We start from the raw sequence: 18,735 nt of genomic DNA on the forward strand, positions 1-18,735 counted from the left end.
GCGCCAGCGGGTCACCGGTTGTAGAGCCTGCGCGCCCACAGGTAGCCGGTGAGGGCGATGGCCCCGCTCCACGCGGCCACCTCCAGGAAGCCGGTCCCGGCCGGCTGTCCGGTCAGCAGGGCGCGCAGCGTGTCGATGGCGGGGGTGGCCGGCTGGTGCTCGGCGAACCAGCGCAGCCCGGCCGGCATCGACTCGGTCGGGACGAAGCCGCTGCCGAGGAAGGGCAGCAGCATCAGCGGCATCGGCAGGTTGCTGGCGGTGGCGACGTTCCGGGTGACCAGGGCGAGGGCGACCGACAGCCAGGTGATGGCGAAGGTGAACATGGCCAGCACGCCGGCCACGCCGAGCCAGTCCAGCGCCGAGGCGGACGGGCGGAACCCGATGAGCAGCGCCACGGCGGTCACCATGGCGATGGCGAGGAACGTCTGCACCATGGCGCCGAGGACGTGTCCGGTGAGCACCGAGACGCGGGCGATGGCCATGGTCTTGAACCGGGCGATGATGCCTTCGGTCATGTCGGTCGCCACCGAGATCGCGGTGCCCTGCGCGGCCCCGACGATCGTGGTGATCATGATGCCGGGGGTGAGGTATCCGGCGTAGGCGGCGCGGTCGGCGCCGAGTCCCGCGCCCATGGTGCCGCCGAGGACGTAGACGAACAGCAACAGGAACACCACGGGCACGGCGGTGAAGGTGAGGATCAGCGTGGGGTAGCGCCAGATGTGCTTGACCTGGCGGCGCAGCATCGTCGCCGAGTCGGTGATCGCTCTCATCGGGTGGGCTCCTGCGTGATGGGTCCCTGGGCGGGGTGTTCCTGGGTTGGGTGTTCCTGGGTCGGGTGTTCCTGGGTCAGGGTGAGGAAGACGTCGTCCAGGTCGGGGGTGTGGGTGGACAGCTCGGCGACGTCGATGGCGTGGGTGTCCAGCCACTCCAGGAGCCGGCGCAGCGTCCTGACGCCGCCGGGGTCGGGGATCTGGAGGGTGAGTGCGGCGTCGTCGGCGGAGGTGGCGCCGAGGTGGCCGGCGGCCCTGCGGTATCCGTCGGGGTCGGCGAAGCGCACGACGATGTGCCCGCCGGGCACCATGCGCTTGAGCTGTTCGGGGGTGCCTTCGGCCACCAGGCGGCCCTGGCTGAGCAGGGCGATGCGGTCGGCGAGCTCGTCGGCCTCCTCCAGGTACTGGGTGGTGAGGAAGATGGTGACGCCGTCCTGCCGGACGAGGTCGCGGACGATCTGCCACATGGTGCGGCGGCTGCGCGGGTCCAGGCCCGTGGTCGGTTCGTCGAGGAAGATGAGCCGGGGTGTGCCGACCATGGTCATGGCGAGGTCGAGGCGGCGGCGCATGCCGCCGGAGTAGGTGACGGCGGGTCTGCGGGCGGCGGCGGTGAGGTCGAAGCGGTCCAGCAGCTCCCGGACGCGGGTGCGGGCCGCGGCGCGGCCGAGGTGGAGCAGGTCGGCCATGAGGCGCAGGTTCTCCTCGCCGGTGAGCAGTCCGTCGACCGCGGAGAACTGGCCGGTGACGCCGATCGCGGCGCGCACCTGGTCGGGTTGCCTGGCCAGGTCGTGCCCGGCGACCCGGATGTCGCCCGCGTCGGGCTTGATGAGGGTGGACAGGATCTGCACGGTGGTGGTCTTGCCCGCGCCGTTGGGGCCGAGCAGCGAGAAGACGGTGCCCTGCCCGATGGCGAGGTCGATGCCGTCCAGGACGCGGTGGGCGCCGTAGGACTTGCGCAGTCCCGTCACCGAGACGAAGGGCCGGGCCCCGTCCGCCTCCCGCTGGCCGCGATAGTACGCGTTCGTCATGTTTGAAAGCTACGTTGCTTTCAGAATTTCCGTCAATCAGACGATCACTAGAAGCCCAGCTCAGAGCCGCGAAATTGATGCGTTGACGCTGAAGCCGAACGCAATGAAACGTTGCGTTGTGTGGCGCCGAACGCAATAGTGGCGTCATGGCAGAAGGAAGGCTGACCCTGCAGGACCGCCACCGCATCGCCACCGGCCTCGCCGAAGGCCGCTCCTACGCCGAGATCGCCAGACGGCTGAACCGCCCGACCTCCACGATCAGCCGCGAGGTCGGCCGCAACGGCGGCCCCGGCGACTACCGCCCCGAGCGGGCGCACCGCGCGGCGACGCTGCGGGCCCGGCGCGCCCCCGGACGTCCGCTTAAGGCCCGGCCCCAGGACCGCAAGGTCGCCGACGCCGAGGAAGAGGCCGTCGAGATGGCGATCGGGCTGGGCCTGCCGAAGATGATGGCGCGCGTGCTCATCGGCCTGTGGCTGAGCCAGGACGGCAGGCTCACCGCGGCCGAGCTGGCGCGCGGGCTGCAGGTCAGTCCCGCCTCGATCTCCATGGCCGTGGGCTACCTGGCCCAGCAGGGCCTGATCAGGCGCGAACGTGACCCGCAGCGGCGGCGCGACATCTACGTCGTCGACGACGACGCCTGGTACCACTCGACCGTCCTCAGCTCGCAGCGCACGCTCGCGGCGGCCGAGATCACCAAGGCGACGGGGCAGGCGCTCGGCCACGACACGCCCGTCGGGCGTCGCCTGGCCAGGTGCGGGGCGTTCCTGGAGCGGATCAGCCTCGACGCCCTGGCCTCGGCCGAGCGCTGGCGCGACCTGCTGTCGTGAGCGGACGGGCGGCTACGGGGGCCTCAGCCGCCCGTTTCCCGGGTGCGGCTGAAGTGGAAGGGGCAATGGGTGCCGCCGGTCCCGATGGTGGTGCGGCGCTCGAAGCGGAAGCCGTGCCTGCCGGGCGAGATGGCCTCGATCCAGTTCGCGTCGAACGCGCACATGATCGGGGTCAGCTCCGGCGCCGCGTGGGCGACCAGGACGTCGTGGTAGAAGCACCGGCGCACGTCGAGGTGGTAGCGGCTGTCGTCGTCGGCGGGCCGGGCGAAGACGAACGCCTTGCCGAACGCGTGCTCCTCGCGCGACCTGCACAGCTCCACCATGGCCCGGAAGGCGTCCGGCGCGTTGTCCAGCATCGCGCGGGTGCCCGCCTTCATGGTGTCGGCGAGCGGTTCGATGAAGGCGGCGCGCACGGCGGCGACGGCTTGCTCCCGGCCCAGCCCGGGCCGCAGGAGCTCGTAGGCGGCCACCAGGGCCAGGGTCATGCGCAGGTTGTGGCGGGCGGGCTCATCGACGACGAGGTGCCGGCCGGCCGCTTCGAGCTCGCCCTGGCGGGCCCGCATGGCGGCGATCATGGCGTCGATGGGGTCGCCGGGCAGGGCGTGCCGGAGCAGGGTCGCGGCGAGGTGGTCGTAGAACGCGTCGAGAAGCAGCGTCGTGTCGCGATCGGGGTCGGGGACGTAGTCGCCTTCGGCGAGCCCGAACGGGTCGGTGGACATGAAGGTCCTTTCGTGTACGGCTCGGCGCGTACACGACCGTGATCCCGCCGTCGATCCCGGGTGGGGGCGCGACCGGTCGTGCTCGCGGCGAGCGAGCACGCCAGCGCACTCCACCGACCGACCAGGCGCTGACAAGCATGGGCTGATGTTGTCGCCGCCAGTCTGGCACGCCGCCGGCGATCACGTCCAGCGAGCGCCGCTCAGCTGATGAGCAGGAACGAGGCCGCGCCCAGGGCGGCGGCGGCCAGGATGACCGCGGCGAGGGCGGCGATGATCAGGATCCGGCGCCACAGGCCAGGCCGCGGAGCCGGCGGTGCAGGTGGGCGGCGCTCCCCCGTCGTCATGTCACCGACGGTAACAAGGCCGTTGACCTGCACTTATACCCGGGGGTCAGGTGGGGGCGGGGGTGGTGCGGGTGGCGAGCCGGTCGAGGGAGATGCCGAGGACGTCGGCCAGCGCGGCGATGGTGAAGAAGGCGGGCGTCGCGATGCGGCCGGTCTCGATCTTGCGCAGGGTCTCGGCGGACATGCCGGCCGCGGCGGCGACCTCGACGATGCTGCGCTCGCCTCGGGCCTGGCGGATCATCGTGCCGAGCTGCTCGCCGCGGAGCCGCTCTTCGGGAGTCAGCGGAGGTCGCACCATGCGGCCCACTCTATACCGTGCGATACAAATACCGGTATTGTTATCGCCTTCGTTCGTGGTCTACGTACCGGAATGGGGATTGTCCCCGTACCCCGGCGAGGCCGGCTCCGCGCACGCTGGACGGGTACGCCCGACCGCCGAAGGAGACAACCGCCATGGAGACCACCTGCCCGGCCCCGCCGACGCTGCCGTGGACGTCCCGCCCGGCCGTCCGCCCCTACGGCCCCGAACGCACCGCCTGCTGGACGCTGGCCGCCCGCCCCACCGCCGCGCTCACCGCCGCCCGCCTCACCGAGGCCCGGCTGCGCGCCTGGCGCCTGCGCACTCCCGACACAGGCACCACCCCCGCAAGCCCCGCCCCCGCAAGCGCCGCCCGGCTGCTGGCCGCGCAGCTCGTCGCCGCCGCCCTCGCCACCGGCGCCGGAGCCGTGCGGCTCACCGTCACCGAGGAGGACGGGCTGCTGCGCCTGGAGGCCGAGCACGACGGACCGCGCCCCGCCACCCCCGACGCGCCCCTGCTGGACCGGCTGGCCTGCTGCTGGGGCGCCACAGGCCCGGCCACCTGGTGCGAACTGCCCGCCTGACTGCCCGCCTGACTGCCCGCCTGACCGGCTCACTCGCCGGTGCGGCCGCGCTCCCCCACCCAGCCGGCGATCTGCGCCCGCGAGACGAACCCCAGCTTCGTCAAGATGCGCTCGACATGCCCCTCGGCCGTCCGCTGCGCGATCACCAGCGACGCCGCGATCTCCTTGTTCGTCAGCCCCCGCGCCACCAGCCGCGCGATCTCCAGCTCCCGCCGCGTCAACGGCGAAGCGCAAGCCGCACTCCGCTCCTCCCCCTGCGGCTCCCCCTGCGGCTCCTCCAGCGCGTACGCCAGCGCCTCCCCGTACGGCAGCCGCGCCCCCCGCCGCCGCTCGGCCAGGAAACCCGCCTCCCCCAGCGCCTCACGCGTCACCCGCTCGCACCCCTCGTGATACCCGGCCAGGTGCCCGAACCCCGACAGCGGCGCCCCCACCGCGCTCCACACGCCATCCAGCACGCCCAGCAGCCGCGCCGCCCGCCGGAACCGTCCCGCCGACGCCGCCGTCCACGCCAGCAGCTCCACCGTCAGCCCCACCCCCGGCCGGTCGCCCAGCCGGCGGGTGAAGTCCAGGCCGCGCCGGCCCAGCTCACCCGCCCGCCCCAGCTCGCCCTGCCGCCACAGCTCCACCCCCAGCGCCGTCTCGGCGTAGGCGCGATGCCAGCCCTCCTCATGCTCCTCGCACACCCGCAGGCACTCCTCGGCGGCCTCCACCGCCTCCCGCGCCCGCCCCAGGAACGACCAGGCCAACGTCAGCCGCACCAGCGACAGCGCCAGCCCCGTCGCGTCCCCCGCCCGCCGGTGCCCCTGCCGCGCCCGCTCGTAGCAGGCGGCCGCCTCATCCGGCCGCCCCTCCCACATCGCGATCATCCCCGTGAACAGGTCCGCGTACGCGCACAGCGACACCTCGCCCAGCCGCTCACCCACCGCCCGGCAGCGCCCCAGCAGCGCGGCCGCGCCCGGCACGTCGGCCTGGATGAGCGCCAGCCAGGCCGCCGCCCACAACGCCCGCCCCCGCACCCGTTCAGGGACGCCGCCGGCCGCCAGCCCCCGCCGCAGCCACTCGCGCCCCTCACCCGGGTAATAACCGGTGATCCAGTGATACAGCAGATCCGTGGCCATGCTCAGGCCGTCCGCCGCACCGCCCGGCACGGCGAAGCAGCCGTGCAGGGCGGCGCGCAGGTTGGCGTGTTCCCGCTGCAGCCGCGCCGACCAGGCCACCTGATCGGGCCCGAACGCCCCCGCACGGAACCGGGCCGCCAGCTCGCGGTAATAACCGCGATGCCGCTCGCGCAGCTCCGGCTCCTCGCCGCGCTCGCGCAGCCGCTCCAGCCCGTACTGGCGCAGCGTCTCCAGCATCCGGTAGCGGACGCCGTCCGCGTGGTCCTCGCGAATCAGCACGGACTTGTCCACCAGGCCGATCACCAGGTCGAGGACGTCCTCGCGGCCGATCACGGTCCCGCAGCAGACCGACTCGGCCGCCTGCAGGTCCAGGCTTCCGGCGAACACCGAGGCGCGATGCCATAGCAGCCGTTCCTCCTCCGAACATAGGGCGTGACTCCACTCGATCAGGTTGCGCAACGTCCGGTGCCGGGGCGCCACCCCCGCAGCGCGGCTGTCCAGCACCCGCAGGCCGCCGTCCAGCCGGTCCAGCAACTGCCGCGGCGACAGGGCCCGCAGCCGCGCCGCGGCCAGCTCGATGCCCAGCGGCAGCCCGTCCAGGCGGGCGATGACCGCCGCCACCACCTCGCGGTTGGCGTCGGTGACGGCGAAGCCCGGCACCACCGAGCGGGCCCGCTCGGCGAACAACCGCACCGCGTCGGCCTCGTCGAACCCCTCGCCCGCGCCCTCGCCCGCGCCCTCAGCCGCGTCCTCGGCGCCGCCGGGCGCCGGCAGCGGCAGGACCGGCACCGCGCACTCGCCGGGAAACCCCAGCACGTGCCGGCTGGTGGCCAGGATCCGCAGCCCGGGCGCGGCCCGCAGCAGCGCCTCGGCCAGCTCCGCGCACTCGGCCGCCAGCTGCTCGCAGTTGTCCAGGATGATCAGGCACTGCCGGTCGCGCAGGTACTCGGCCAGCTGCCGCAGCGGCGGCGTCCCGCCCGCCTCGTGCAGCCGCAGCGCCTCGGCCACGACCCGGGCCAGCAGGCCGGGCGTCTCCAGCGCGGCCAGCTCCACCAGCCACACCCCGTCCCGGAAGGCTCGCCGCACCTCACGGCCGACCCGCAACGCCAGCCGGGTCTTGCCGACCCCGCCCACCCCGGTCAGCGTCACCGCCCTGGACGCGGACAGCAGCGACCTGACCTCGGCCACCTCCTGCCGACGCCCCACGAAGCTGGTCGTCTCGGCGGGCAGGCCGTCGAGCCGCCCGCCCGGGCTGCTGGTCGTCACCGTTGTCATGGCGCTCCGGGTGGCGAGGCCGGCGCCCGTTCCGTACGCGGCCGCCCCGCCGTCGCCCCCAGGTTATGTCCGGCCCCTTATCCAGGGCAGTTCACGCCAAAAACCCACAGGAAGTTTTTGCCTGGCACGGGTGCCCGCATGAACGTCGCATGACCCGCGCGCCGCCAGCTCGAACCACACCACCTTGCCGCCCCCGGCCTCTCCGGTGGTCTCGCACCCCCACGCCGCGGCCAGCGAGTCCACCAGCTCCAGGCCGCGCGAGCCCTCGTCCTGCGCGTTGGCCCGGCGCGGGCACGGCGGCCGGGGATCGGCGTCCGACACCGCGAACCGCACCCGGCCCTTCCCCGCCGAAACCGACAGCGTCACCGGTGCCTGTGCCGGCGAGGGGCGGCGGGCGTGCCGCACCGCGTTCGTGACCAGCTCGCTGACCAGCAGCTCCGCCACCTCACCGACGTCCCCCGGCACCCCCCAGGACCGCAGCAGGCCGCGCACCGCCCGCCGGGCACGCGGCACCGACACCGCCACGGCGGGAAACGTCCACGACGGCCACCCCGGCGGCACGGACGGCACGGACGGCACGACGGGCCTCACCGTGAGAACCGCCGCGCTCACGGCAACCGCCCGCCGCCCGCGCCCACCGGCGCCTTGCCGCCGGGCCGCGGTTCGGTGCCGTCGGGCAGCAGCTCACCGGCGTCGTCGAAACAGACCACCCCGTTGCACAGCAGGCCCCACCCCTGCTCCGGGTGGTAGGCCACCAGACGGGCGGCCTCGCGGGCGGCCGAACCGGCCGGCGGGCACGGAGGCTGGTGCTGGCACATGATGAAGACCCCCCGATCCTCACACTTCCCGCCCAACGCGGGTCACACCACCACCATGCCCGCACACCCCGCCCCAACAAGAGGTGAGAAACCCCCATACGGCTACCTACGTACGTCAAAGAGATTGACCCTCACGCCACGTCAGGTTGCATCGTGGAGAACATGAGCTTCTCGGTTGGACAGGTCGCCCGCCTGGCCCGCGTCACCGTCCGCACCCTGCACCACTACGACGAGATCGGCCTGCTCCACCCCACCGAGCGCACCCGCGCCGGCTACCGCCGCTACACCGACGCCGACCTCGTCCGCCTGCAGCAGATCCTCCTCTACCGCGAGCTGGACTTCCCCCTGGAGGAGATCGCCGTCATCCTCGACGAGCCCCACACCGACGAGCTCACCCACCTGCGCCGCCAGCACGCCCTGCTCACCTCCCGCGCCCGCCACCTCGGCCAGGTCATCACCGCCGTCGAGCACGCCATCGCCGCCCGCACCAACGGCGTCGCCCTCACCCCCGAGGAACGCTTCGAGGTCTTCGGCGACTTCCGCCCCGAGGACCACCAGGAGGAGGTCGAGCGCCGCTGGGGAGCCGACCCCCGCTACGCCGAGAGCCGCCGCCGCCTCGCCTCCTACACCAAAGCCGACTGGCTGGAGCTCAAGGCCGAGGCCGAGGCCATCGCCACCGGCCTGGCCGAGGCGCTCAAAGCCGGCCTGCCCGCCGACGGCGAGCACGCCGTGGACCTCGCCGAACGCCACCGCGGCCACATCGAGCGCTGGTTCTACGCCTGCGACCACGCCATGCACCTGTGCCTGGCCCGCCTGTACGTCACCGACGCCCGCTTCACCGCCGCCATCGACGCCACCGTGCCGGGCCTGGCCGCCTACCTCAGCGCCGCCATCGAGGCCAACGCCCGCCGCCACTAGTACATGCACTTGAAGGCATATAACCCGTCGGGTATATTCACGGGCATGCCCTTCGACGTCCTCGCCGAACCCGCCCGCCGCCACATCCTCGACCTCCTCCTCCAACGCCCCCGCAACGTCACCGAACTCACCCAGCACCTCGGCCTCACCCAGCCCGGCACCAGCAAACACCTGCGCGCCCTGCGCCAAGCCGGCCTCGTCACCGTCCGCAAGGACGCCCAGCGCCGCTTCTACGAACTCACCCCCGCCCCCCTCGCCGAGATCGACGCCTGGCTCACCCCCTACCGCGCCCTGTGGACCCACAGCCTCGACCGCCTCGAAGCCCACCTCGACACCATGCCCGACCAGCCCACCGAGCCCGAGCAGGAGCAGGAGCAGGAGCAGCCGCGATGAACGAGAACCTCACCCGCCACCCCGACGGCCGCACCACCCTGCGCATGCAACGCCGCCTCCCCCACCCGCCCGAGAAAGTCTGGCGCGCCATCACCCAGCCCCAGCACCTCACCGCCTGGTTCCCCGCCGACGTCACCCTCGACGGCGACCGCATCACCTACGGCTTCGGCCCCGACGGCCGCATCACCCACAACGACCCGCCCCGCCTGTACGCCCACACCTGGGGCGAAGACCACCTGCGCTGGGAACTCCAGCCCGACGACAACGGCGGCACCCTCCTCACCCTCACCCACACCTTCACCGACCACCACGGCGCCGCCAGCTTCACCGCCGGCTGGCACACCTGCCTCATCGCCCTGCTCCACCACCTCGACCAGCGCCCCCACAACCCGCCCCCCAGCATGGCCCGCCTGCACGAGGACTACATCCACATCCTCGGCCTCGACCCCGCCACCCGCGACGGCGACACCCTGCGCCTCGAACGCCAGCTCACCCGCCCCGCCGACCACGTCTGGCACCACCTCGACGGCGACCACGCCACCGTCGGCCAGCCCCCGCCCGCCCCCTTCACCGTCCCCGGCGTCCCGGCCGGCCCCGTCACCCGCGCCGAGACCGGCAAACTCCTGGAGTACGACACCCCGGGCGGCGGGGTCCGGTGGGAGCTGGCCGAGGGCACCGGCCACGGCGCCCGCCTGATCGTCACCCACACCGGCGACCCCTCAGCCCTGCCCGCCTGGCGCTCCCGCGTCGTCGCTTTGGCTGTTGAGCTGCTGAATGGTGGCAAATAAAGCCAGCAGCTTTACAAAGTAGATCAATCAGGCGGTGAGGCCCAGGGCGGCCGCCGTCAACGCCCGGGCCCGCCCCGCCGCCACCAGCACCTCCGTCGAGTCCGACAACTGATCCACGCACCCCGCCACCGGCAGCCCCCGGATCACCGGATCCGACACCGACGCCATCAGCGCCTCGGCGAACCGGTCCCCGCCGATCACCCGGAACGGCCGGTCATGAAACCCCCGCACCCCCTCGTCCAGCCGCTCGGCCAGCCCCACCCGGTTCTGCAGCGCCGCCACCCGCCCGTACGCGCCCGACAGGCCCTCCTCCCGCTCCCGCCACGACCGCGCCGCCACCGCCGCGCGCAGGCACTCCCCCAGCTCCGCCGACCCCGGCAGCCGCGCCAGCGCGCTGCCCAGCCACTTGCCGTACGGCGGGTAACGCCGGCGCAGCAACAACGCCAGCCGCATCACCTCACGCGCCAGCCGCGCCCCCACCACCGCCGACCCCAGCTCGTCACCCACCTCGCCGCACCGCCCCAGGAACGGCTCCTCCTGCGCGATCCGCCGCCACTGACAGGCCAGCACGTAACGCCACACGTCCTGCGGATACCAGCGCAACGCCGCCCGCGCCGCCTCCAGCGCGCCCAGCCCGTCGTGGAACACCTCGCCCTGCGTCACCTCCGCCAGCCGCTGCCACGGCACCGACAACCAGTCCAGCAGCGACATCCCGGCCCGCGGGTCGAAGCCGAGCTGCTCGCGCAGCCACCCGCCCGGCTCGCACACCCGCACCCCGGCCCCCACCCGGCCGTGATAGGAGAACACCGTCGCAAGACCCCGGAACCGGTCCGGCAGCCCCGCCAGCACCCGCGCCTCCACCTCGGCCACCTGCTCACCGGCCACGAACAGCAGCACCCGCGGCCCCCAGTCGTGGTCGGCCGAGCGGGCCGTGTCGAACTCCAGCACCTCAGAACCCGGCCCCACCAGCGCGGCGCTGTGCACCACCCGCGGCAGCAACGGCGCCACCACCTCGTGGTAGAACGCCCGCGACAACTCGATACCCGGTACGAAATCGCACATCACGCGCTCAACTGTGCACGAGCGCCAGGCGAACCACACCCGGTTTTCCCCAGCGCCGGGGGGCGAGGCTCAGCGGGTCACAGGATCGCGCCCGGCCGGTACGCCGCCGCCTCCGGACGCGCCGCCACGACCTCCTCCACCCGCCGCACGACCGCCTCCACCTGATCGGCCGCCGCCCCGGTGAACGACACCCGGTCGGCCAGCAACGCCTCCAGCCCCGCCCGGTCCAGCGGGAACCGCTCGTCGCCGCCCAGCAGCTCCAGCAGCTCGTTGCCCGCGCCCCGCGAACGCATCGCCAGCGCCGCCGCCACCGCGTGCTCCTTGATCAGCTCATGCGCCTGCTCCCGGCCCACCCCGGCCCGCACCGCCGCCATCAGCATCTTCGTCGTGGCCAGGAACGGCAGGTAGCGGTCCAGCTCGGCCGCGATCACCGCGGGGAACGCGCCGAACTCGTCCAGCACCGTCAGCATCGTCTCCACCAGCCCGTCGAAGGCGAAGAACGCGTCCGGCAGCGCCACCCGCCGCACCACCGAGCACGACACGTCGCCCTCGTTCCACTGGTCGCCCGCCAGCTCCCCCGCCATCGAGGCGTAGCCGCGCAGCACCACCGCCAGGCCGTTGACCCGCTCGCAGGAACGGGTGTTCATCTTGTGCGGCATCGCCGAGGAGCCCACCTGGCCCTCGGCGAACCCCTCCGTCACCAGTTCGTGGCCCGCCATCAGCCGGATCGTCTTGGCCAGCGACGACGGCGCCGCGGCGAGCTGCACCAGCGCCGTGACCACCTCGAAGTCGAGCGAGCGCGGATAGACCTGCCCGACGCTGGTGAACCGGTGCGCGAACCCCAGGTGCGCCGCCACCCGCCCCTCCAGCTCGGCCAGCTTGGCCCGGTCGCCGCCCAGCAGGTCCAGCATGTCCTGGGCGGTGCCCACCGGGCCCTTGACGCCGCGCAGCGGGTAGCGGGCGATCAGCTCCTCCAGCCGGCCGTAGCCGGTCAGCAGCTCGTCGGCCGCGCTGGCGAACCGTTTGCCCAGCGTCGTGGCCTGCGCCGCGACGTTGTGCGAGCGGCCCGCCATCACCGTGGCCGCGTGCTCGGCGGCCAGCCGCGCCAGCCGCGACAGCAGCGCCACCACCCGCTCGCGCACCAGCAGCAGGCTGTCGCGGATCTGCAGCTGCTCGACGTTCTCGGTCAGGTCGCGCGAGGTCATGCCCTTGTGCACCTGCTCGTGCCCGGCCAGCGCGTTGAACTCCTCGATGCGCGCCTTGACGTCGTGGCGCGTCACCCGCTCACGGGCCGCGATCGAGTCGAGGTCGACCTGCTCGACCACCTTCTCGTAGTCGGCGACCGCGCCCTCGGGCACCGCGATGCCCAGCTCGGCCTGCGCCCGCAGCACCGCCAGCCACAACCGCCGCTCAGCGACGATCTTGTACTCGGGCGACCACAGCCGGGTCAGCTCGGGCGAGGCGTAGCGGGCGGCCAGGACGTTGGGGATGCGCGGCTTGGAAGTCACGTTCGACAAGTGTAGGCACCGCCCGGAGCCCAGCGGGCCCCGCCCCGCGGCACGCCGCGAAGCGGGGCCCGCACCGGCCCATCGGCAGGTCAGGACGTGGTGGGCTCCAGCACCTTCTCGTGCCTGGCCGGCGCGGCCGGCTTGCGCCGCATCCGCTCCTTGGCCCGCTCGACCATCGTGTACAGCGTCGGCACCAGCACCAGTGTCAGCAGCGTCGAGGAGATCAGCCCGCCGATCACCACGATCGCCAGCGGCTGCGAGATGAACCCGCCCGACCCGGTCACGCCCAGCGCCATCGGCGTCAGCGCGCAGATCGTCGCCACCGCCGTCATCAGGATCGGCCGCAGCCGGCGCCGGCCGCCCTCGATGACCGCGTCCACCACGCTCATGCCCTGCTCGCGGTACTGGTTGATCAGGTCGATGAGCACGATCGCGTTGGTCACCACGATGCCGATCAGCATCAGCATGCCGATCAGCGCCGGCACGCCCATCGCCGTCCCCGTCGCCACCAGCAGCCCGATCGCGCCCGTCGCCGCGAACGGGATCGACACCAGCAGGATCAGCGGCTGCACGAAGCTGCGGAACGTCGCCACCATGATCAGGAACACGATCGCGATCGCGGCCAGCATCGCCATCCCGAGGTCGGAGAAGGCGTCCGCCTGGTCCGCCGACGCGCCGCCCAGCTCGTACTTCGCCGCGGCCGGCAGCTGCAGGGCGTCCAGCTTCTTCTGCAGGTCCTGCGACACCGCGCCCAGGTTGCCGGCGTCGACGGCCTTGGCCGTCACCGTCGCCGAACGCTCGCCGTCGATCCGCGTCACCTGCGTCGGGCCCGCCACCCGCTTGACGTCAGCCACCGACGACAGCTTGACCAGGCCGGCCGCGGTCGCCAGCTTCAGGTCCTCCACCGCCTTGACGTCCTCGGGCGCGTCGGCGCCGCGCAGCACCAGGTCGCTGCTGCGGCCGTCCAGCGTCGCCTGGCCGAGCGGCGCGCCGCGGAACGCCTGCGCCACCGACTGCCCGATCTGCGCCTCCGACAGGCCGCGCGCGGCCGCCTTCTCCCGGTCCACCACGACCTCGACCCGCGGCGCGGAGGCCTCCATGTTGGAGGAGACGTCACGCAGCCCCGGCACCTCGCCCATCGCCTTGACCACCTGATCGGAGGCGCCGCGCAGCGTCTCCAGGTCGGGGCCGCGCACGATGACGCTGATGCTGTCGGCGTTGAACCCGCCGCCGCCGGCCGCGCCGACCGTCACCTCGCCCACGCCCGACAGCTTGCCGATCTCGTCGCGCAGCCGCTGCTCCACCGCCGGGGTGTCGGCGCCGTCCTTCAGCGTCACCGAGTACGAGGCCCGGTCCGAGCCGCCGCCCCCGCCGAACCCGCCGCCGAGCGCGCCGCCGCCGCCCACGTTGACCTGGTACATCTCGACCTGGTCGGCGTCGGCCAGCACCTGCTCGACCTTCTTGGCCGCCCGGTCGGTGGTGGCCAGGTCGGTGCCCACCGGCATGCGCTGCGACAACGAGACCGTGTTCTGCCCGGAGGAGTCCAGGAAGTTCGTCTGCAACCCGCCGGCCACGCCCATCGTCGCGACGAACACCGCCACGCCGATCAGCACCGTCACCAGCTTGAACCGCGTGGCGAAGCGCAGCACCGGCAGGTAGGCCCGCTGCAGCGGCGAGCGCAGCTCCTTGGCCTCGGCCTCCTCACGCAGCTTGCGCGTCTCCTCCGGCGACAGCTGCGGCGCCTTCAGGAACCAGTACGCCAGCACCGGCACCACCGTCAGCGACACCACCAGCGAAGCCAGCAGCGCCACCGTCACCGTGATCGCGAACGGGCTGAACAGCTCGCCCACCATGCCGCCCACCACCGCGATCGGCGCGAACACCGCCACCGTGGTCAGCGTCGAGGCCGTCACCGCGCCCGACACCTCGCGCACCGCCGCCAGGATCGCCTGCAGCTTGGCCTCGCCGTAGCCGAGATGCCGCTTGATGTTCTCCAGCACCACGATCGAGTCGTCCACGACCCGGCCGACCGCGATCGTCAGCGCGCCCAGCGTCAGCATGTTGAGCGAGTAGTCGCCCGCCCACAACACGATCAGCGCGATCACCACCGACAGCGGGATCGACACCGCCGTCACCAGCGTCGAACGCACCGACAGCAGGAACACCAGGATGACCAGCACCGCGAACACCAGGCCCAGCAGGCCCTCGGTGGTCAGGCTCTCGATCGACCTCTCCACGTACGGCGCCTGGTCGAACACCACCGACACCGCCGTGTCCGAGCCGTCGCCCAGCGACTTGGTCAGCTCGGGCAGCAGGTCGGCGATGTCGTGCGAGATCGCCACCGCGTTGCCGTCGGGCGTCATCGTCACCGACACGCCGAGGCTGGAACGGCCGTTGGTGCGGGTGATCGTCGTCGCCTCGGCCAGGCCGCGCGTGATCGTCGCCACGTCGCCCAGCTTCACCGGCTTCAGCGCGCGCGGCTGCTGGGGGACGGCGCTCTGACGCGCCTGCGCCTGCCCCTGGGCCTGGGCCTGGGCCTGGGCTGTCTGGGACTGCGGGGTGCGGGCCTGCGGCTGGGACTGCTGCGGCTGCTGAGGCTGCTGCGGCTGGGCCGGGGTGAGGTAGAGGTCCTTCAGCTTCTCGATCGAGTCGACCCGGGTGCCCACCTGCACCGTCAGCGTCTTGCCGTCGTCGGTCAGCGTGCCCGCCGGGATGGGCGTGCCGTTGGCCTTCAGCGCCTCGGGGATCTGCGCGGGCGACACGCCCGCCAGCGCCATCTTCTTGGCGTCCGGCTCGATGGTGACGACCTCGTCGCGCACGCCGGTGACCGTCGCCTCCCGCACGCCCTCCACGCCCTGCAGCTCCGGCACCACCAGGCGGTTCAGCTTGTCGGCCATCGCCCGCTGGTCACCGCCGTCGCCGACCGCCAGCACCAGCACCGGGATGTCATCGGTGTTGCCCGCCGCCACCGTCGGGTCCACGCCCTCCGGCAGCGTCACCCGGTTCAGCGCCTGCTGCATCTTGTTCAGCGACGCCTCGACGTCCGTGCCGTACTCGAAGGCCACCTGAACCTGCGACATGCCCTCCCGCGAGGTGGAGGTCAGCTCCTCCATCCCCTCGAGCCCCTGGAAGGAGTCCTCGATCGGCTTGGTGACCTGTTCCTCCACGATCTCCGGCGACGCGCCCGGGTACGGCGCGATCACGAACGCGCCCGGGAACGACAACGACGGCAGCAACTGCTGCTTCAGCTGCGGGATCGTGAACGCGCCGAACGCGCTGAGCACGACCGCGATCAAGATCACAAGTGTGCGGTTGACCAAGCTCAATCTGGCGAAAGCGGTCATAGGCTCCCCTCCAAGAGTTCGGCCCAGACTAACACTTCGCATTGAACGAATATTTAGACCGATCAAGCATTCCTGATAACCTTCTCAGGAAGCGAGAGGTGATTGTGAACGACGAACGCGACGACCTGATCCACCGGATCACCGACACACAGCGCACCCTGGGCCGCCTCTTCGCCCAGCACCAATCACCCCTTTTCACCTCCAACCTCACCATGCGCCAGCTCAAGGTCGTCATGCTCCTGTCGGCCCGCGGCTCGGCCGGCGGCCAGGAGCTCGCCGCCGGCCTCGGCGTCGGCCTCGGCACCGTCACCGGCATCGTCGACCGGCTCGTCGCCCAGGGCCTGGTCAGCCGACACGAGGACCCCCACGACCGGCGCGTGCGCCGCGTCGAGCTCACCCCCGCCGGCGCCGCCTTCCTCGAAGAGGTCAACAGCTTCGGCAGCGAGCAGATGCGCCGGGTCATGGAGCACCTCGACACCGAGACCCTGCGCGCCCTCGAACAGGTGACCCGCGCCATTGTTGCCGCCGCCGAGAAGCTCGAGGAGACCTCGTCCTGAAAAATCGGGACGGCCTTTACGTTGTAGATTCGGTGGCCAGGCGGGACAGCACCGGCGGAAGCTCACCCTCGTAGGCCACCGTCAGCCGCCGCGTCGCCCGCGTCACCGCCACGTACAGGTCCCGCCCGCCCATCGGCGAGCGCCCCAGGATGCCCGCCGGGTCCACCACCACGACCGCGTCGAACTCCAGCCCCTTGGCCTGCGTCACCGTCAGCACCGCCACCGGCGCGTCCAGGTCGGCCGCCGGGAACAGCCGCCCCACCTCCTCGCGCGCCGCGTCCGAGGTCACCACCCCCACCCGGCCCTCCCCGAGCGCCGCCAGCTCCCCGGCGACCAGGTCCGGCAGCACCGAGAACGGCGCCGCGGCCGGCAGCCGCACCGCCCGCGGCGCCGCCTCGCCCGACCGCACCGACTCCGGCGGCTCCTGCGCCGGGTCGAAGGACCGCAGCACGTCCGCCGCCACGTCCATGATCTCCACCGGCGTGCGGTAGTTCACCTTCAGGTGCTCCACCCGCCAGCGGCCCTCCAGGTACGGGTCCAGCACCTCCCCCCACGAGCGCGCCCCGGCCGCCGAGCCCGTCTGCGCGATGTCGCCCACCACGGTCAACGACTTGGCCGGCACCCGCCGCATCACCATCCGCCACGCCATCGCCGACAGCTCCTGCGCCTCGTCCACGATCACGTGCCCGTAGGCCCAGCCCCGGTCCACGGCCGCCCGGTCGGCCGTGGTCAGCTCCGCCCCGTCGTCGGCGTGCCGCTCCGACAGCACGTCCGCCCGCGCGAAGACGCCCTCCTCGGCCACGCCCGTGCTCTGCAGCACCTCATCGGCGAACAGCAGCCGCTCGTCCTGCTCGGCGCGCGCGGCGCGGCCGGCCGCGCGGCGGGCGGAGTCGTCCTCGCCCAGCAGCTCGGCCGCCTCGTCCAGCAGCGGCACGTCGCCGACCGTCCACGGCGACCCGGCCGGGCGCACCAGGCTCGGCCAGTCCAGGCCGGGCGGCGCCACCGACCACAACGCGCCCGGATCGGCCAGCAGGTCCCCGACGAGCTGCTGCGGCGTCAGCTCCGGCCACAGCGCGTCGACCGCGCGGCGCACCGCCGGCTCGCCCCACAGCCGCTGCGAGGCCAGCTCCAGGTCCAGCTCGTCCAGGTCGGCCTCCAGGTCCAGCGGCTGGGCCAGCTCCTCCAGCTCCGGGTCGCCGTTGGCCAGGTCCTCGATGTGCAGCGACTCCTCAAGGGCCCGCGTCTCGGCCCGGGCCAGCTCCTTCAGCAGCTCGGTGACGAACAGCTTGCGCGCCATGTTGTGCGGCAGCCGCACCGCGCGGGCCCGCTCCCGCAGGCTCGCGCACACGGCGTGCGGCACCCGCAGCGCCAGCCCGTCGAGCTCCACCACCAGGTCGCCGTCCGGCACCCGCCGGCGCAGCTCCAGCGCGCCCGCCACGACCTCGGTCATCCGCACGTCGCCCTTGACCACGGCCGCCTGCGGCGGGTCGGCGGCCACCGCCCGCACCCCCGGGAACATCTCCCCCACCGTGGTCAGCACCACCTGCGTCTCGCCCAGCGACGGCAGGACCTGGCCGATGTAGCGCAGGAACATCGCGTTCGGGCCGACCACCAGCACGCCGCGCCGCTCCAGCGTGTCGCGGTGGGTGTAGAGCAGGTACGCCGCCCGGTGCAGCGCCGCCACCGTCTTGCCGGTGCCCGGGCCGCCCTGCACCACCAGCGCCCCCTGCAGGCCGGCCCTGATCACCCGGTCCTGCTCGGTCTGGATGGTGGCCACCACGTCACCCATCCGGCCGGTGCGTCCCCGCCGCAGCGCCGCCAGCAGCGCCGCCTCGCCCACCAGCGTGCGCCGCTCCCCCTCGCTCATCCGCTCCAGGTCGAACACCTCGTCGTCGATCGCGACCACGCGGCGGTCCTTCAGATGCAGGTGCCGGCGGCGCACCAGGCCGCCCGGATCGGTGGCCGTGGCGACGTAGAACGGCCGCGCCGCCGGCGCCCGCCAGTCGATCAGGACGCTCTCGTGCCGCTCGTCGCGCAGCCCGATCCGGCCGATGTAGGAGCTGACGCCGGAGCCGTCGTCGATGCGGCCGAAGCACAGGCCGCGCTCGACCGCGTTGAGCTGCGCCAGCCGCCGCGCCTGCTCCGAGGCCAGCGCCTCGCGCTCGACCATCGCCTGGCGGGTGCCGCCGCGCAGCGTGTACACCTGGCGCAGCGCCGTCTGCGCCCGTTCCCTGGCGAGGTCGAGCAGGCCGTACAGCCACGACACGGTGCGCTGCTCGGTGTCAAGGGCTTCGGAGAGACCATCTTGACGATTAGCCATCGGGTGGTATACTCCTAACGGGAGAGCTGTGAAGCTCAAGATCTGAGTGGAGCCTTTGAGCTTA

At 72.9% G+C, this 18,735-nt stretch carries 18 protein-coding genes; 6 read left to right on the forward strand and 12 right to left on the reverse strand.

Features of this window, described 5'->3' with window-relative positions:
- Positions 1-11 precede the first annotated feature (11 nt).
- Together MF672_RS17155 and MF672_RS17160 are read right to left on the reverse strand one after the other, a co-directional pair.
- Entirely contained in the window at positions 12-770 is a 759-nt protein-coding gene (locus tag MF672_RS17155) for an ABC transporter permease (protein WP_242376010.1), read from the reverse strand.
- Positions 767-1,798, reverse strand: coding sequence for an ATP-binding cassette domain-containing protein (locus tag MF672_RS17160; protein WP_242376011.1), 1,032 nt, complete (start codon positions 1,796-1,798; stop codon positions 767-769). Before MF672_RS17160 ends, MF672_RS17155 begins: the two co-directional genes overlap by 4 nt.
- A 146-nt stretch (positions 1,799-1,944) precedes the next feature.
- On the opposite strand from MF672_RS17160, the gene MF672_RS17165 reads away from it, so the two are divergent.
- Positions 1,945-2,625 (forward strand): GbsR/MarR family transcriptional regulator, encoded by a 681-nt coding sequence (locus tag MF672_RS17165; RefSeq protein WP_242376012.1) that lies wholly within the window; start codon positions 1,945-1,947, stop codon positions 2,623-2,625.
- 23 nt (positions 2,626-2,648) lie between these two features.
- Here MF672_RS17165 and MF672_RS17170 read toward each other — a convergent pair whose 3' ends face one another.
- The 3 genes from MF672_RS17170 to MF672_RS17180 all read right to left on the reverse strand — a co-directional run bounded on the left by MF672_RS17170 (position 2,649) and on the right by MF672_RS17180 (position 3,986).
- A complete protein-coding gene (locus MF672_RS17170) occupies positions 2,649-3,344 on the reverse strand; it encodes an L-2-amino-thiazoline-4-carboxylic acid hydrolase (protein WP_242376013.1) in 696 nt (231 codons plus the stop codon).
- 200 nt (positions 3,345-3,544) lie between these two features.
- Positions 3,545-3,688, reverse strand: coding sequence for a hypothetical protein (locus tag MF672_RS17175; protein ID WP_242376014.1), 144 nt, complete (start codon positions 3,686-3,688; stop codon positions 3,545-3,547).
- A 46-nt stretch (positions 3,689-3,734) separates the two neighbouring features.
- Entirely contained in the window at positions 3,735-3,986 is a 252-nt protein-coding gene (locus MF672_RS17180) for a helix-turn-helix domain-containing protein (protein ID WP_242376016.1), read from the reverse strand.
- 155 nt (positions 3,987-4,141) lie between these two features.
- Here MF672_RS17180 and MF672_RS17185 point away from each other — a divergent pair, with 155 nt between their 5' ends.
- On the forward strand, positions 4,142-4,570 hold the full coding sequence (locus MF672_RS17185; RefSeq protein WP_242376018.1) for a hypothetical protein: 429 nt from the start codon (positions 4,142-4,144) through the stop codon (positions 4,568-4,570).
- Between the two features lie 29 nt (positions 4,571-4,599).
- Here the strand turns inward: MF672_RS17185 and MF672_RS17200 are convergent, their stop codons facing one another.
- The 3 genes from MF672_RS17200 to MF672_RS17210 all read right to left on the reverse strand — a co-directional run bounded on the left by MF672_RS17200 (position 4,600) and on the right by MF672_RS17210 (position 7,781).
- Positions 4,600-6,954 (reverse strand): ATP-binding protein, encoded by a 2,355-nt coding sequence (locus tag MF672_RS17200; protein ID WP_407654729.1) that lies wholly within the window; start codon positions 6,952-6,954, stop codon positions 4,600-4,602.
- Between the two features lie 72 nt (positions 6,955-7,026).
- Positions 7,027-7,554 (reverse strand): ATP-binding protein, encoded by a 528-nt coding sequence (locus MF672_RS17205; RefSeq protein ID WP_242376019.1) that lies wholly within the window; start codon positions 7,552-7,554, stop codon positions 7,027-7,029.
- A 17-nt stretch (positions 7,555-7,571) separates the two neighbouring features.
- Positions 7,572-7,781, reverse strand: coding sequence for a DUF5999 family protein (locus MF672_RS17210; protein WP_242376020.1), 210 nt, complete (start codon positions 7,779-7,781; stop codon positions 7,572-7,574).
- A gap of 162 nt (positions 7,782-7,943) precedes the next feature.
- Here MF672_RS17210 and MF672_RS17215 point away from each other — a divergent pair, with 162 nt between their 5' ends.
- Genes MF672_RS17215 through MF672_RS17225 form a run of 3 tightly spaced genes read left to right on the forward strand, consistent with a single transcriptional unit; the run spans position 7,944 to position 9,880 of the window.
- Positions 7,944-8,699 (forward strand): MerR family transcriptional regulator, encoded by a 756-nt coding sequence (locus MF672_RS17215; protein WP_242376021.1) that lies wholly within the window; start codon positions 7,944-7,946, stop codon positions 8,697-8,699.
- A 45-nt stretch (positions 8,700-8,744) separates the two neighbouring features.
- Positions 8,745-9,092, forward strand: a complete 348-nt coding sequence (locus MF672_RS17220; RefSeq protein WP_242376023.1) for an ArsR/SmtB family transcription factor — start codon at positions 8,745-8,747, stop codon at positions 9,090-9,092.
- Positions 9,089-9,880, forward strand: coding sequence for an SRPBCC domain-containing protein (locus MF672_RS17225; RefSeq protein ID WP_242376024.1), 792 nt, complete (start codon positions 9,089-9,091; stop codon positions 9,878-9,880). The genes MF672_RS17220 and MF672_RS17225 overlap by 4 nt, the downstream gene beginning before the upstream one ends.
- 27 nt (positions 9,881-9,907) lie before the next feature.
- On the opposite strand, the gene MF672_RS17230 is transcribed toward MF672_RS17225, so the two are convergent.
- From MF672_RS17230 to MF672_RS17240, 3 genes are all read right to left on the reverse strand, one after another.
- On the reverse strand, positions 9,908-10,942 hold the full coding sequence (locus tag MF672_RS17230) for a DUF4037 domain-containing protein (protein ID WP_242376026.1): 1,035 nt from the start codon (positions 10,940-10,942) through the stop codon (positions 9,908-9,910).
- A gap of 77 nt (positions 10,943-11,019) precedes the next feature.
- On the reverse strand, positions 11,020-12,450 hold the full coding sequence (gene purB / locus MF672_RS17235; RefSeq protein WP_242376027.1) for an adenylosuccinate lyase: 1,431 nt from the start codon (positions 12,448-12,450) through the stop codon (positions 11,020-11,022).
- An 89-nt stretch (positions 12,451-12,539) separates the two neighbouring features.
- Complete coding sequence (locus MF672_RS17240; RefSeq protein WP_302893225.1) at positions 12,540-15,794, reverse strand: efflux RND transporter permease subunit; 3,255 nt, start codon at positions 15,792-15,794, stop codon at positions 12,540-12,542.
- Between the two features lie 98 nt (positions 15,795-15,892).
- Between MF672_RS17240 and MF672_RS17245 the strand changes: the two genes are divergently transcribed.
- Entirely contained in the window at positions 15,893-16,351 is a 459-nt protein-coding gene (locus tag MF672_RS17245; protein ID WP_242376029.1) for a MarR family winged helix-turn-helix transcriptional regulator, read from the forward strand.
- Positions 16,352-16,367: 16 nt separating this feature from the next.
- Here the strand turns inward: MF672_RS17245 and MF672_RS17250 are convergent, their stop codons facing one another.
- The gene (locus MF672_RS17250) at positions 16,368-18,671 is read right to left on the reverse strand and encodes a HelD family protein (protein WP_242376031.1); all 2,304 of its coding nucleotides are present in this window, start codon (positions 18,669-18,671) and stop codon (positions 16,368-16,370) included.
- Positions 18,672-18,735 lie beyond the last annotated feature (64 nt).

The organism is Actinomadura luzonensis (assembly GCF_022664455.2).
Taxonomy (GTDB): domain Bacteria; phylum Actinomycetota; class Actinomycetes; order Streptosporangiales; family Streptosporangiaceae; genus Nonomuraea; species Nonomuraea luzonensis.